Origin of the sequence: Chitinibacter sp. FCG-7 (assembly GCF_040047665.1) — a bacterium.
Classification (GTDB): domain Bacteria; phylum Pseudomonadota; class Gammaproteobacteria; order Burkholderiales; family Chitinibacteraceae; genus Chitinibacter; species Chitinibacter mangrovi.
In genome coordinates this window covers 2,684,530-2,698,099 of the sequence record NZ_CP157355.1, presented here as the reverse complement: position 1 = coordinate 2,698,099, position 13,570 = coordinate 2,684,530, and the positions used below count along the sequence as shown (strand labels likewise).

Annotated in this window: 17 protein-coding genes; 7 read left to right on the top strand and 10 right to left on the bottom strand. The window is 55.1% G+C overall.

Translation table 11 applies throughout. The features are described 5' to 3' along the window. Positions 1 to 160 precede the first annotated feature (160 nt). The 8 genes from fabF to ABHF33_RS12725 all read right to left on the bottom strand — a co-directional run bounded on the left by fabF (position 161) and on the right by ABHF33_RS12725 (position 6,758). Positions 161 to 1,402: a beta-ketoacyl-ACP synthase II gene (fabF, locus tag ABHF33_RS12760; protein ID WP_157670093.1), complete on the bottom strand. Its 1,242-nt coding sequence runs from the start codon at positions 1,400 to 1,402 to the stop codon at positions 161 to 163. A 173-nt stretch (positions 1,403 to 1,575) separates the two neighbouring features. Then, positions 1,576 to 1,815, bottom strand: coding sequence for an acyl carrier protein (gene acpP, locus ABHF33_RS12755; RefSeq protein ID WP_028449818.1), 240 nt, complete (start codon positions 1,813 to 1,815; stop codon positions 1,576 to 1,578). Between the two features lie 197 nt (positions 1,816 to 2,012). Further along, entirely contained in the window at positions 2,013 to 2,756 is a 744-nt protein-coding gene (fabG, locus tag ABHF33_RS12750; RefSeq protein ID WP_348944304.1) for a 3-oxoacyl-ACP reductase FabG, read from the bottom strand. A gap of 87 nt (positions 2,757 to 2,843) precedes the next feature. Continuing rightward, complete coding sequence (gene fabD, locus ABHF33_RS12745) at positions 2,844 to 3,779, bottom strand: ACP S-malonyltransferase (RefSeq protein WP_348944303.1); 936 nt, start codon at positions 3,777 to 3,779, stop codon at positions 2,844 to 2,846. A 70-nt stretch (positions 3,780 to 3,849) separates the two neighbouring features. Then, entirely contained in the window at positions 3,850 to 4,809 is a 960-nt protein-coding gene (locus ABHF33_RS12740) for a beta-ketoacyl-ACP synthase III (protein ID WP_348946636.1), read from the bottom strand. Between the two features lie 46 nt (positions 4,810 to 4,855). After that, positions 4,856 to 5,917, bottom strand: coding sequence for a phosphate acyltransferase PlsX (plsX, locus tag ABHF33_RS12735; protein ID WP_348944302.1), 1,062 nt, complete (start codon positions 5,915 to 5,917; stop codon positions 4,856 to 4,858). A 108-nt stretch (positions 5,918 to 6,025) separates the two neighbouring features. After that, on the bottom strand, positions 6,026 to 6,205 hold the full coding sequence (gene rpmF, locus ABHF33_RS12730) for a 50S ribosomal protein L32 (protein WP_157670101.1): 180 nt from the start codon (positions 6,203 to 6,205) through the stop codon (positions 6,026 to 6,028). A gap of 25 nt (positions 6,206 to 6,230) precedes the next feature. Continuing rightward, positions 6,231 to 6,758, bottom strand: a complete 528-nt coding sequence (locus ABHF33_RS12725; protein ID WP_348944301.1) for a YceD family protein — start codon at positions 6,756 to 6,758, stop codon at positions 6,231 to 6,233. Positions 6,759 to 6,819: 61 nt separating this feature from the next. Here ABHF33_RS12725 and ABHF33_RS12720 point away from each other — a divergent pair, with 61 nt between their 5' ends. The 4 genes from ABHF33_RS12720 (at position 6,820) to ABHF33_RS12705 (ending at position 9,207) form a co-directional block, all read left to right on the top strand. Next, positions 6,820 to 7,422, top strand: a complete 603-nt coding sequence (locus tag ABHF33_RS12720; protein ID WP_348944300.1) for a Maf family protein — start codon at positions 6,820 to 6,822, stop codon at positions 7,420 to 7,422. A 48-nt stretch (positions 7,423 to 7,470) separates the two neighbouring features. Then, on the top strand, positions 7,471 to 7,782 hold the full coding sequence (locus ABHF33_RS12715) for a hypothetical protein (RefSeq protein WP_348944299.1): 312 nt from the start codon (positions 7,471 to 7,473) through the stop codon (positions 7,780 to 7,782). A gap of 16 nt (positions 7,783 to 7,798) precedes the next feature. After that, entirely contained in the window at positions 7,799 to 8,509 is a 711-nt protein-coding gene (locus ABHF33_RS12710; RefSeq protein ID WP_348944298.1) for an SAM-dependent methyltransferase, read from the top strand. Between the two features lie 71 nt (positions 8,510 to 8,580). Continuing rightward, the gene (locus ABHF33_RS12705) at positions 8,581 to 9,207 is read left to right on the top strand and encodes a phosphatase PAP2 family protein (RefSeq protein ID WP_348944297.1); all 627 of its coding nucleotides are present in this window, start codon (positions 8,581 to 8,583) and stop codon (positions 9,205 to 9,207) included. On the opposite strand, the gene dinB is transcribed toward ABHF33_RS12705, so the two are convergent. Beyond that, on the bottom strand, positions 9,193 to 10,242 hold the full coding sequence (dinB, locus tag ABHF33_RS12700; RefSeq protein WP_348944296.1) for a DNA polymerase IV: 1,050 nt from the start codon (positions 10,240 to 10,242) through the stop codon (positions 9,193 to 9,195). The two genes, ABHF33_RS12705 and dinB, sit on opposite strands and share 15 nt — an antisense overlap. 190 nt (positions 10,243 to 10,432) lie before the next feature. On the opposite strand from dinB, the gene ABHF33_RS12695 reads away from it, so the two are divergent. The 3 genes from ABHF33_RS12695 (at position 10,433) to ABHF33_RS12685 (ending at position 12,431) form a co-directional block, all read left to right on the top strand. Further along, a complete protein-coding gene (locus tag ABHF33_RS12695) occupies positions 10,433 to 11,269 on the top strand; it encodes a substrate-binding periplasmic protein (RefSeq protein WP_348944295.1) in 837 nt (278 codons plus the stop codon). Positions 11,270 to 11,356: 87 nt separating this feature from the next. After that, the gene (locus tag ABHF33_RS12690) at positions 11,357 to 11,992 is read left to right on the top strand and encodes a hypothetical protein (protein WP_348944294.1); all 636 of its coding nucleotides are present in this window, start codon (positions 11,357 to 11,359) and stop codon (positions 11,990 to 11,992) included. Positions 11,993 to 12,239: 247 nt separating this feature from the next. Then, positions 12,240 to 12,431, top strand: a complete 192-nt coding sequence (locus tag ABHF33_RS12685; RefSeq protein ID WP_157670116.1) for a hypothetical protein — start codon at positions 12,240 to 12,242, stop codon at positions 12,429 to 12,431. A gap of 74 nt (positions 12,432 to 12,505) precedes the next feature. Here the strand turns inward: ABHF33_RS12685 and ABHF33_RS12680 are convergent, their stop codons facing one another. Further along, positions 12,506 to 13,492, bottom strand: a complete 987-nt coding sequence (locus ABHF33_RS12680; RefSeq protein WP_348944293.1) for an NAD(P)H-quinone oxidoreductase — start codon at positions 13,490 to 13,492, stop codon at positions 12,506 to 12,508. Positions 13,493 to 13,570: the final 78 nt, after the last annotated feature.

Below are 13,570 nucleotides of genomic sequence, written 5' to 3'. Positions count from 1 at the left end.
AGGAGTTCCTGACAAAGACGCGATCAAGATCAGTGCAAGCCGACCAATGGCATATTTTTAGCTACAGATGCCCGTTTTCTCAGCAAATAGGCGATTTGAAGACGTAAAAAAGCCACGCCTTAAACGACGTGGCTTTTTGGCATCAAAAGCACTGCATACTTTATACGCGCTTGAACACCAGAGTACCGTTCGTGCCGCCAAAACCGAAGCTATTCGAGATTGCCACGTCAATCTTCATATCGCGCGCAGTATTGGCGCAGTAATCCAGATCGCAACCGGCTTCGATGTCTTGCTCGAACAGATTGATCGTTGGTGGCGATACCTGATTATGCAGCGCCAGAATCGAGTAAATCGCTTCAACACCACCCGCACCGCCCAGCAAGTGGCCGGTCATCGATTTGGTTGAATTGACTACAACTTTCTTGGCGTGATCGCCCAAAGCGATTTTCAGCGCATTGGTTTCGTTCGCGTCGCCCAGTGGCGTTGATGTACCGTGTGCATTCACATAATCCACCGCATCGGCGTTCAAGCCCGCATCGCGCAAAGCATTTTGCACGCCGCGTGCCGGACCGTCTGCATTCGGTGCGGTAATATGGTGCGCGTCCGAGCTCATACCGAAACCAACCAGCTCAGCGTAGATTTTCGCGCCGCGTTTTTTCGCGTGCTCGTATTCTTCGAGTACCAGTACGCCTGCGCCCTCGCCCATCACAAAGCCATCACGGCCTTTGTCCCATGGACGTGAAGACGTTGCAGGATCGTCGTTGCGTGTCGACAGCGCCTTCATCGCGGCAAAACCACCAATACCCAGTTTGGAGATTGCACCTTCAGCACCACCAGCAACCATAATATCGGCATCACCGTACTGAATCATCCGTGCCGAGTCGCCAATACAATGCGCGCCAGTCGTACACGCCGACACGATGCCGTAACTCGGGCCTTGATAGCCTTTGATAATCGACACATGACCAGCAATCAGATTAACCAATGAGCCAGGAATAAAGAACGGGCCAATCTTGCGCGGGCCACCGTGAACAACGTCAACGCCGGTGTTTTCGATCAGTGGCAAACCGCCAATCCCTGAACCGATATTCACGCCAACGCGGGTTTTATCCAGATTGGCCACGTCGTCCAGGCCAGAATCGGCCACCGCTTGCAACGCTGCAGCAATCCCGTAATGGATAAATACATCCATACGGCGCGCATCTTTCGGGCTGATGTACTGAGCAATATCGAAATCTTTTACTTCACCGGCGATTTGGCAAGCCAGATCGCTCGCGTCAAATCGGGTAATCATGCCAATGCCAGACTTGCCAGCAAGCAGGTTGGCCCAGCCAGTGGCAACATCATTGCCGACGGGGGACACTTGACCCAAACCGGTAACAACTACTCTGCGTTTAGACACGTGGGGGTACTCCGCTTCAAAACCGGCGTCTAGCCGGCAGCACAGCAAAAATGACGCTGAAACCCAGCCTTGCCAGTGTGCAAAGCGGCATTTCAAACAGATGTTTTAGCTGCGCCAGATAAAATAAAACCCCCGCTACAGCAAGCCATAGCGGAGGTCTGGAATCACCGAGATTACTTGTTCAGGTGAGCGTTAACGTAGTCAACTGCTTGTTGAACGGTAGTGATTTTTTCAGCGTCCTCGTCAGGGATTTCGCACTCGAATTCTTCTTCGAGGGCCATAACGAGTTCAACGGTGTCGAGTGAGTCGGCGCCGAGGTCGTTAACAAACGAAGAATCAATCTTAACGTCAGTTTCTGGCACGCCCAGTTGCTCAGCAACAATCTTCTTCACGCGCTGTTCGATGTTTTCCATGGATTTAGTTCCCAAGCCTTGTTAGCTTAATTTCTGAAAAATGCGTTCGCATTCTACCAATAATTTGGCGATGCAAACAGTTACATGGTGCAATAAAGCGCAAATTTACTTGTTTTTGAGTAATTTTGCTACCGCGCGAGCGGTTTTTTTTACTGCACCGATCCGGCAAAATCACAATCGCTGGCGATTTTACCCGATTAATTCATAAACATCCCACCATTTACATGGATGGTGTTGCCTGTGATGTACGCCGCCTTATCGGAAGCCAAAAAGCCCACTGCATCGGCGATATCTTGTGGGTCGCCCAGGCGGCCCAGCGCAATATTGGCCACCAGATGCGCTTTTTGCTCGTCCGGCAGACCTTTGGTCATATCGGTGTCGATAAAGCCCGGTGCTACGGCGTTGACCGTCACGCCACGGCTGCCAATTTCTTTGGCCAATGACTTGGTAAAGCCAAACAGCGCCGCTTTAGCTGCCGAGTAATTGGTTTGACCGGCATTACCGGTGGCGCCAACCACGGAGGCGATATTAATAATCCGGCCCCAGCGCGCTTTCATCATATTGCGCATCACGGCTTTGGACAGCTTGTAAACCGGTTTCAGATTGGTATCCATAATGGCGTCCCATTCTTCGTCCTTCATGCGCATCAACAGGTTATCACGCGTAATACCGGCGTTATTGACCAGGATCGCAATTGCGCCGAATTCTTTCTCGATCTGCGCCACGGTGGCGTCACACGCGCCGTCTTCGGTCACGTTCAGACGCAAGCCAGCGCCAGTTGCGCCAGCCGCTTTCAGATAGTCGCCAATCGCTGCAGCGCCACTGTCGCTGGTTGCCGTACCAATCACCGTTGCGCCCATGCTGGCCAGCTCCAGTGCAATCGCCTGACCAATCCCGCGTGATGCGCCAGTTACCAGTGCCACTTTACCTTGCAAACTCATAAATACCTCTCAATGATTAGCAGGTATATGCTCAGAGCACAGTCTAGCCGTTCTCTACAAGCATATACCCCTATTAACACATTCTGATTAAATGGCCGCTTTCACCGCATCCAGCGAGGACGCATCCAGCAGCGCAAACGAAGGCAAATCGGCTGCGATGCGTTTATTCAACCCCACCAGCACTTTACCCGGGCCGCATTCGGCCACCACGGTGACACCATCAGCCACCATTTTCTGCACGGTTTCTACCCAGCGCACCGGCTGATACAGCTGACGCACCAGGGCATCGCGCACGGCAGCGGCGTCACTATACGCAGCCACATCGGCATTGTGCAAGACAGGCACAATCGGCGCATTGATCGTTAATGTTGCTAATTTGGCCGCCAGCTTTTCGGCTGCTGGCTTCATCAGATCGCAATGCGATGGCACTGACACGGGCAACAGCAAGGCACGTTTCGCACCGCGCGCCCTGCACGCTTCGCAGGCGCGCTCAACGGCGGCCTTGCTACCGGCAATCACCACCTGACCGGGCGAGTTGAAATTCACCGCCTGCACCACTTCACCCTGCGCAGCCTCGGCGCACGCTGCGATGATTTCGTCGTCGGCCAGATTCAGAATCGCCGCCATCGCGCCAGTACCTGCTGGCACGGCTTCCTGCATCGCTTCGGCACGCAGGCGAACCAGCTGCAAAGCATCGCCAAAACTGATGGCTTCAGCCGCCACCAGCGCGGTGTATTCGCCCAGACTATGTCCGGCCATCATCACTGGCATTGCGCCGCCGCTAGCCAGATATGCCCGCCATGCCGCAACACCGGCGGTCAGCATCACCGGCTGGGTGTTCACGGTGGCATTCAGCTCATCGGCCGGACCGTCGTTCACCATGGCCCACAAATCCTGCCCCAGTACACTGGAAGCTTCGTCAAAAGTGGCTTTAACCAGCGCAGCATGCGCAGAATCAGCCCAGCCATTCATCATGCCAATCGATTGTGAACCTTGACCGGGAAATACAAATGCTAACGACATCGCAAACTCCTAAAACACTTGTTTCACTGCAATAAAAACGGCGCTGTGTGCGCCGTTTTGATCAAATCTGTTAATACTTGGCGAGAATAGAACCCCACGCAAAGCCACCACCAATTCCTTCCATCAGAATGGTCTGGCCACGCTGAATCTTGCCCGATTTCACACCATGATCGAGCGCCAGCGGAATCGATGCGGCCGAGGTATTGCCCTGCTCACCCAGCGTCACGATCACATTCTCCATCGCCATGCCCAGATGCTTGGCGGTCGATTCGATAATGCGCACATTGGCCTGATGCGGCACCAGCCAGTCAATATCGGTTTTTTCCAGACCGGCTTCAGCCAGTGTTTCTTCGGCAATCTCGGCCAGCGCACGCACGGCAAATTTGAAGACCGCATTGCCTTCCATATAAATCCACGGTTCACCGTCGAGTACGCCTTGTTTTGGGCGCGCTGCGGTTTTCAAAATACCGTTGTAACGGCCATCCGCTTTGAGTTTGGTCGCAAGAATGCCCGGCTCGTCCGAAGCGGTGAGCACCACCGCACCCGCGCCGTCGCCAAACAGAATGCAGGTGCCACGATCTTGCCAATTAATCAGATTGGATAGCTTTTCCGCCCCAACCACCACCGCACATTTGGCAGCGCCGCTTTTGACCATCGCATCCGCAGTGGTGAGTGCATAGACGAAACCCGCACACACCGCCTGTACGTCAAAAGCTGGAAAGCCATGCACACCCAGTTTGTTTTGCAATAAACACGCGGTTGACGGGAAAATATTATCCGGCGTTGTGGTGGCAACGATCAGCAAATCGACGTCTTCTTTAGCGACACCAGCACTTTCGAGCGCGCGCTCAACTGCGATGAGCGCCAGATCAGACGTTAATTGATCGTCGGCGGCGATATGACGCGAAGAAATACCGGTGCGGCTGACAATCCATTCGTCACTGGTATCAACGGTTTGCGCCAACTCATGGTTGCTTAAAATACGCTCTGGCAAATACGAGCCAGTGCCTGCAATACGGGAATAAATCACAACCGACTCCTTGGCCTGATTATTAATCTGCGCTTGGCGCGCCCAATCAGACGGACTGTTCCGCTGCCGATTTTTCACCGGCATCTGTGGCGTCAAAATGCCGCAATTCATGCTGCACTTGATCGGTAATACGCTGAATCAGGCTGGAGCGAGCTTCCTCAACGGCCTGGGCCAGCGCCCAGTAAAATGCGATTTCATCTGCACCGCCGTGGCTTTTCACCACAATGCCGCGCAAACCCAGAAACGACGCCCCATTAAAACGGCGCGGATCCAGTTTGTTTTTAAAGCTTTTCAATACCGGCATCGCCGCCAGCGCCAGCAATTTGGTAAACCAGTTGCGGGTAAATTCGGCTTTCATCGCCGTATTGAACATCTGCGCCACGCCTTCCGAGGCCTTGAGCGTGATATTGCCGGTAAAACCGTCACAGGCCACGACATCAACCGTGCCTTTGTAGATGTCATTGCCTTCAACATTGCCGACAAAATTCAGTCGGGTCTGGCGCACCATTTCGGCGGCAGCTTTAACCACTTCATTGCCTTTGATGTCTTCCGAGCCGACATTGAGCAGACCGACAGTCGGCGCGTTTTTCTGCTTGATCGCCGCAAACATGGCCGAGCCCATAATGGCAAACTGGGTAATCTGCTCTGGCGTCGAATCGACATTTGCGCCCAGATCGAGCATCAGCGTCTGGCTGCCTTTCATGGTTGGCATCAGGCTGGCAATGGCCGGGCGATCGATACCCGGAATCGTCTTGAGCACAAATCGCGCGGTTGCCATCAGCGCGCCGGTATTGCCTGCCGAGACACAAGCATTGGCCTCGCCGGATTTCACCAGATTGATGGCCACGCGCATTGATGAATCTTTTTTATTCTTCATGGCCAGTTGCGGCGATTCATCCATCGCCACTACTTCGGATGCCGCGTGAATACGCAAGCGCGGCCCGGTTTGCGTCTGACGGGCTTTCAATTCAGCCTCCAGCGCATCGGTCAAGCCCACCAGCACAATATTCACATCGGGGTTATCGCGCAAAAAACGCAGGGCAGCAGGCACGGTCACATGCGCGCCGTGATCGCCACCCATGGCATCAACTGCAACGGTAATATCCATTTCTGATCCTAAAACGACGAACGGCGCAAGCGAGGTTTCTCACTTGCGCCGCAAGACTAAGCAAAAAAGCTTAGAGAGGCACCAAAGCGCGAATGACTCGCGACTGAATTACTCGCCCTTGGCCTTAATCACACGACGGCCTTTGTAAAAGCCGTTTGGAGAAATGTGGTGCGGGCGATGAACTTCACCAGTCGCAGCATCTACAGACAAAGCTGGTGCAGACAGGAAGTCGTGAGCGCGGTGCATGCCACGTTTCGAAGGTGATTTTTTATTCTGTTGAACTGCCATGTTAAAACTCCTTAATACTCAGTTGTCATTCCGCTTTCCTGGTTTTCAACTGAGCCAGGACTGCAAACGGATTAGGTTTATCGCTCGCCAATTTGGCTAGCGCTTCGTCGCCACCACATACTTCATGCGTCAGCGCTACGGGTAAAGCGAGCAAAATCTCATCTTCAACCAGTGCTTCAATATCCAGCTCCGGATCGATCAAGATGCCTTCAAGGTCTTCGTCGAGCGCTTCGGCTTCGTCGATTTGTTCCTCGCTGGCAAACTGAGTCAACACGGTTTCACTGTGGAGCTGCCAAGGCGCGCCCAGAAGGCAACGCTGACACACCAGCTGCAGGGTTCCCGTTACTTCCAAATAAAGCCAGGGGCGCTGCAAGCGATCTACACCACTTTCGATATGCCAGAATACTTCGCCTGACGTATCGGCCAACTGATCGGCAAGCCGGGTAAGTTGGGCAAGCGGTATAGAGCCTTTGAGTTCTCTAGCTTCTTGCGCAAATTCCGCGCTATGTATCACAGTCATATAGGCTGGGGCGTAGAACCGGAAACCGCGCATGATATAATCGTCCGCCTACTTGTGTCAATTGCAGCGCAACTGCGGGAAGCATTAATTTCTGATGAAAAAACAAGCCACTCACCATTTAAGCCTCGTTCTGGCCTCAAGCTCGCCCTATCGCAAAGAACTGCTCTCCCGGCTGGGGCTTGAGTTCAGCGTGGCGATACCTGATCTGGATGAAACACCGCTCGCTGGCGAGAGCGCCGCCCAAACCAGCGAACGCCTCGCTATTGCCAAAGCCCGCGTACTGGCCGAGCAGTTTCCAGATAGTCTCATCATCGGCTCGGACCAGGTCGCACTGCTCAATGGCGAACAGCTGGGCAAGCCGGGCAATCATGAACGCGCGGTTCGGCAGCTGCAGGCCATGCGCGGCCAGAGCATTGATTTTCATACTGCATTGGCGTTGTACAACACCGCCACCGACACACACCAGAGCATCGTCGATATTACCCGCGTTACGATGCGCAACTACAGCGACGAACAGATCGAGCGCTATTTGCAGTGCGAACAGCCCTATAACTGCGCGGGCAGCGCCAAAACCGAGGGGCTGGGCATCGTGATGATAGAGAGAATCGAATCCACCGACCCAAGCGCCATTATCGGCCTGCCATTGATTGAGCTGGTGACGATGCTGGCTAATGAAGGCGTTGATGCTCTGAATTAATCCGCACGCCAAACCAATAACTCATCATAAAAGTTAAGGGATAATAAATTGATTGTTAGAACATGGCATGGTTGCGTCCCTCTTCAGCATGCGGACGGATTTCTAAGGCATCTTGAATTAACAGGCGTGCAACATGCCCGACAAACTGCTGGTAATCTAGGCGCGTTCATTCGACACGAAGTTCAAGGCGCGTTTGCGCATTTTTTCTTGGCAACGTATTGGGATGATTTAAATGCCATCAAGGCGTTTGCGGGAGAAAACTACCATCGTGCGGTGTGCTACCCAGACGATGAGCAGTTTGAGCTAATCTCAGACCCTTATGTTTTCCAGCACACAGCCGACAAAATCATTCCTTTGTAATTTCAAAAAGAATTTCATGATGACTGGTACTCTATATCTAATCCCCGTTCCAATGGGCGGCGATACCTTGAGCAATATTCTGCCCGCTGACGTGATTCAAACCGCCAGGCAGTTGACGCACTTTGTCGTTGAAAACGCCAAAACCACGCGTGCGCATTTGAAAATGTTCGACACGCCGCATGAGCTGCGCAGTTTGTGGATGCAGGAATTATCCGAGCACACCAAGGATCATGAAGTGTCGGCGCTGCTCAAGCCGCTGCTTGAAGGCTTTGACGTCGGCCTGATGAGCGAAGCGGGCTGCCCTGGCGTGGCCGATCCGGGCGCGCGGCTGGTGCAGCTGGCGCATCAGCGCGGGATCAAAGTCGCGCCCCTGGTTGGCCCTTCGTCCTTGCTACTGGCGCTGATGGGCTCGGGCGCAAACGGGCAAAAATTCCGTTTTAATGGCTATCTGCCCTCCGATACTGCAGGCCGCCTGCAAGCGCTGCGCCAATTGGAAGCGAGCTCGGCCAAAGAAAATCAGGCTGAAATTTTTATTGAAACGCCGTACCGCAATCTGGCGCTCTTTCAAGCACTGCGTGATGGGCTAAAAGGCAGCACCCGGCTCACGGTGGCGTGCGATATGACCTTGCCAGCACAGGAAATCCTGACGCTGGAAGCCGCCCAGTGGAAAAAACGCGCCGAGCCCAATATCAACAAGCGCCCTACCGTGTTCATTATTCAGGCGTGAAAAATACCGGGTCAAATCGCGCAAAAGCGCTTAAGTTTTGTGCCGACTCCCAGCAAAAGACTTCGCCCACCGTGACAGCGCTCTACCCACTCCGCCGCCTGATTGCCAGCGCCAGCACTGCGCTGGCTTGCTGGCTGCTCCTACAGCATTACGCCACCTTGGCCCATCTCGACGCCCTGCTGGGTCAATGGGCGTATGCGCACAGCGATGCATCCGTGCAATTAAGCCGCTGGCTCAGCCAGATTGGCGGTGGCGTAGGCTGTGTCTTGCTGATTCTGGCTGCGAGCGCCCTGATTGGCCGCCAATACCGGGATATGCGCGGCGTGGCATTTCTGGTGGCTGCCGGGGTGGGCAGCTGGCTGCTCAACTCGCTGCTGAAAAATCATTACGAGCGCAGCCGCCCGGCGTGGGAGCATCTGGTGTATGCCAGCGGCTATTCGCTGCCCAGCGGGCATGCGATGGCAGCGCTGACGCTATCTTGCGCGCTGGCATTGATCATGAGTCGGCACTGGCCGCAGCGGCGCTGGCTGTGGTGGGTATTGGCCGCCAGCTGGACGATGGCAGCCGGCGCTGCCCGACTGGTACTGGGCGTGCATTACTTTACCGATGTCATCGCGGGCTATCTGCTCGCCAGCAGCCTGCTGTGCGCGCTGAGTTTGATCTACCAGCCTGCCACACGGCGCTTACCACAAGCTTAGATTTTGCGGCGCAGCGGCGCGCTGCTCGGCAAAACGCACACCAACCCCGAGCAGACGCACCGGCTTGGCGCCACGTTGCCAGGCTTGCCTAAGCAGCGTGGCAAACACCGCCGGATCGGGCGTAGGGCAAATGCACTCCATCGTCGTCTGGGTAAAATCGTGAAACTTGATTTTGACAAAGGCTTTATGTGGGGTATCACGCTGCGAACGGCTCTGGCGCTGGCTAAAATCGGCATACAGTGAGGGCAATTTGGCCATACACGCAGCCAAATCGGGTAAATCTTGATTATAAGTGTGCTCCACCGACAGCGATTTACGCTTGTCGCTGCGCGCCACTGGCCGCTCGTCAATGCCCCGGCTTTGCCAATACAAGGATTCGCCCAAGCGCCCCAACACCCGCAGCAAATCGGCATGCGACCACGCCTGCACATCGCCGCAGGTATTCAAGCCCAGCCTAGCCAGCTTACCCGCCGTCACTTTGCCGATGCCCCACAGTTTGCCCACCGGCAAGGCCGGCATAAATGCGGCAACCTCATCGGGCGTAATCACAAATTGCCCATTGGGCTTGCGCCAATCGCTGGCGATTTTGGCGAGCAGTTTATTGGGCGCAATCCCCGCGCTGGCGGTAATGCCAACTTCAGCTTCAATCCGCGCGCGGATTTCTTGCGCCATCAGCGTGGCGCTGCCGTGGCAATGCGGCAGATCGCTGACATCAAGATAAGCTTCATCCAGCGACAGCGGCTCGATGCGCTCGGTGTAATCAGCAAAAATCGCCTGCACGCGGCGCGAAGCATCGCGATAGCGCTCGAATGAATGCGGCAGCAAAATCAGATTCGGACATTGCCGCAGCGCCCATTTGGTCGGCATGGCCGAGTGAATACCGAAACGACGCGCCGGATAATTGCACGTTGAAATCACACCGCGCTGCTCGGGCGAGCCGCCAATGGCAATCGGCAACTCGCGCAGCTCGGGGCGATCGCGCATTTCCACTGCCGCGTAAAAGCAATCGCAGTCGATATGAATAATTTTGCGCACCGCCCCTCCTGCCTCAGCCGATCTGCCAGAGCATTAAAGTGTACGTTCGTTCTATCAATTGAGCAAGCCGGATGCGCTGCAGTGCCGACCTTACAGCGGATCGGCATTTTCCCGGCTAGGGTCTTGAATCTATAGTGAAATAATTAGGCGGTATACGGCAAATACAGAGGGATGTATATCAAGGAAAGCCATGATGAATAAAGCCTGCATCCATATACCCCTGATGATCCTGCTGTATTCCAGCCTGCTTGGCGCGCAGCCGCGCTGCCCGCAAGCCATCAGCATTGGCCTGCACGAATTTGGCCTGTTTTTTCATAAAAACAAAGGCATTGACGCTGATCTGGTGCAGGAGCTGGCACGCCGTAGCCGTTGTGAATTCAACATTCAGGTACTGATCCGCGCACACATCTGGCAAGAGCTTAAAAATGGCAGCCTGATGATGAGCGTATCCGGCCTGCAAGCACCAGAGCGTGAGCAATTTGTCTACTTTAGCGAGCCCTACCTGATCCAGAAAAACATGGCCGTGCTGCCCGCAGCAATTGCAGCGCAATACCCCGAGCCGAAAGATTTTCTGGCCGCGCCCAAGCTGCGCTGGGGCAAGGTGAAGTCTTTTTTACACGGCGAACAGCTGGAGCCGTTTATCCGCCAGCTGGTCAGCCAGCAGCGGATTGATGAAGCGCAGGACAGCCAGCAGCTGTTTGAATGGCTTAGCAGCGGCAAGGTGCAGGGCATTTTTGCCCATCCTTCGGCGTATACCTATTATTTGCGCAGTATCGCATTTGAAACCCGCCCAGCGATTCGTGACTGGGCACCGGCCGATCGGGGCATTGCGGCCAGGCTGATTTTTTCCAAACAGCATTTCAACACGCAGGATATTCAGGCGTGGAACGCGCTACTGCGCGAGATTCGCGACGATGGCACGCTGGAGCGGATTCTGGGTCGCTACCTGCCCGACTTTGAAGTTCAGCGCATTCTGAACCACCCGCTTGCCGCTGGTCAGAACAAATCGCCAAAAAGCAGCAAATAAGACCATCCAAGCCAATTTCAGCCTTAGTTTGCCGCTGAAACTGCCGATAATCACAGAGAAACCAAGCCATTTCGATGAGGTGTCATCATGAGCAGCACAATCAGCAATCTCAACGTGAATGTCAGTAGCAGCAGCGCCGTCACGCTGCGCAGCAGCAGTAGCCAGACCAGCGCAGCCACCAAGGAAAGCCCAGTTGAGCAGGAAAAAGTGGAGCTCAATGGCGAGCCCGCCGAGGCACTGACTTACGACAAACCCGGCAGCGCCAATAGCAAAAATCCGCGCATTGTGCCGCCCGATCTGGAAACCCTGCTGGCGCAATCGCAAAAGCAAGCCGAAAGCCTGATCAATCTGGTACGCAATCTGGTTGAAGAGCAAGGGCTGGATTTCACGCTGGTGGTCAGCGGCGAGCAAAAATTGAATGCCGATCAATCCACCATTGACGCGGCCAAAGCAGCCATTGCCGAAGACGGCGAGTTTGGCGTGAAAAAAGTGGCCGAACGGATTTTAAGCTTTGCCAAATTTGCCATTGGCGATGATCCGGCCAATCTGGAAAAAATCCGCGCGGCCGTACAGGAAGGCTTTGACTCTGCCAAAGAGGTTCTGGGCGGCACTTTGCCGGAGATTAGCCAGAAAACTTATGAAGCGATCATGGGCGAATTTGATCGCTGGGAAAAAGAAGGCCTGCCTTCTGGCGATACAGTGGGCTTGAGCACTACGGCCTGATGGGCCATTGAAAACGGTGGCAAGGCTGGTGGATGGCGAGCAATTTGACGCTGAAGAATGACTAAACGCTGATAAAGCCCGCGTCAAGGTCGATGGTGGCGATTTATCTGCCCGAGCGACGCTTTTTTTCACTCCTAGCCCCTAGTCTCCGACAGCCGGTGTGCAGCATAGCCGCACATCGGCTTACACCAACAAAACATCATCCATTCATATACTTAAGCGTACCGTCATTAATTTGGAGTGCGCGATGAACCCTAAATCTCTGGAACCAATCGAGCTGATTACCATTGAAGAGCAAAGCACCGCGGTCATGCAGCAAGCCCAACCGCAAAGCTACCTCTACCAAACCGCCCGCCGCCTGAAAAGCTTGATGCAACTTGAACTGATCCGCCGAGGGCTGTTTGCCCGACAAATTGCCGCCTTGCGCAAATCGCGCTAAACGCAAGCGCAACCCTTAGTCCAAGCCACACCGCCCACCAGCGGGTGGCTTTTTTCATTGGCAGCGATCAACCCTCACTCTGCAACGCGCAGCACCACCTTGCCCAGATTCTGATTATCCGCCAGATAGGCATGCGCCTGCGCCGCCTGCGCCAGCTCAAAGGTGCGATCCAGCGTAACGCGATACTCGCCCTTCACAATGCGAGGCACAATGTGCTCGCGCAAAGCCCGCGCCAGCTGCGCCTTTACCGCCAGCGGCTGGCTACGCAGCGTCGATCCGGCAATGCGTTGGCGCTTGACCAGCAGCACGCCCAAATTAAGCTGCGCCTCAACGCCGCCGAGCAGGCCGATGACCACCATCAGGCCGTCACGATTCAAGCAGCGCTGATTCGCGGCTAGATAACTGCCGCCCACGGTATCCAGAATCAGATCCGCGCCACCAGCGGCTCTCATCTCGGCAGCAAAATCCGTTGCGCGATAATCAATCACCAGATCGGCCCCCAGCTCGCGGCAGAACGCCTGCTTGTGCGGCGAACTCGTCGTCACCGCGACCCAAGCGCCCAGCGATTTGGCCAGTTGAATCGCCGCCGCACCCACACCGCTGGCTCCGGCATGAATCAGCACCCGCTTTGTGGGCTGCCCCGCTCGGTGGTGATCAAGCTGTAACTGACCAATCTCTACCAGATTGAGCCACGCCGTCATCCACGCTTCCGGCAAGCTGGCCGCCGCCACGGCATCAAGGGTATTGGGCTGCAGAATAGATAGTGATTGCTCCAGCAGGCAATACCCCGCATAAGCCCCACCTGCGACCAAGCCAAACACTTTGTCGCCAACCTTAAAATCCGTCACGCCCTGACCAAGGGCCACCACCTCGCCCGCAATCTCCAGCCCCAGAATCTCCGACTCCCCCGGCAGCGGCGGATACTTGCCCTGCGCCTGCATCAAATCAGCACGATTCACCCCCGCCGCAGCGACCTTGACCAGCAACTGCGTCGCGGCAGGGTTTGGGATTGGGTGATCGGTGAGTTGGAGTGTGTGATTGGTGGCGGTGATGGCGAGCATGGGATGGGCTTTTTGGAGTTAATTGGAACGAGGCCGCGGGCGACCCAGTGCCGATACTCAATTATCGGCACCATGAGT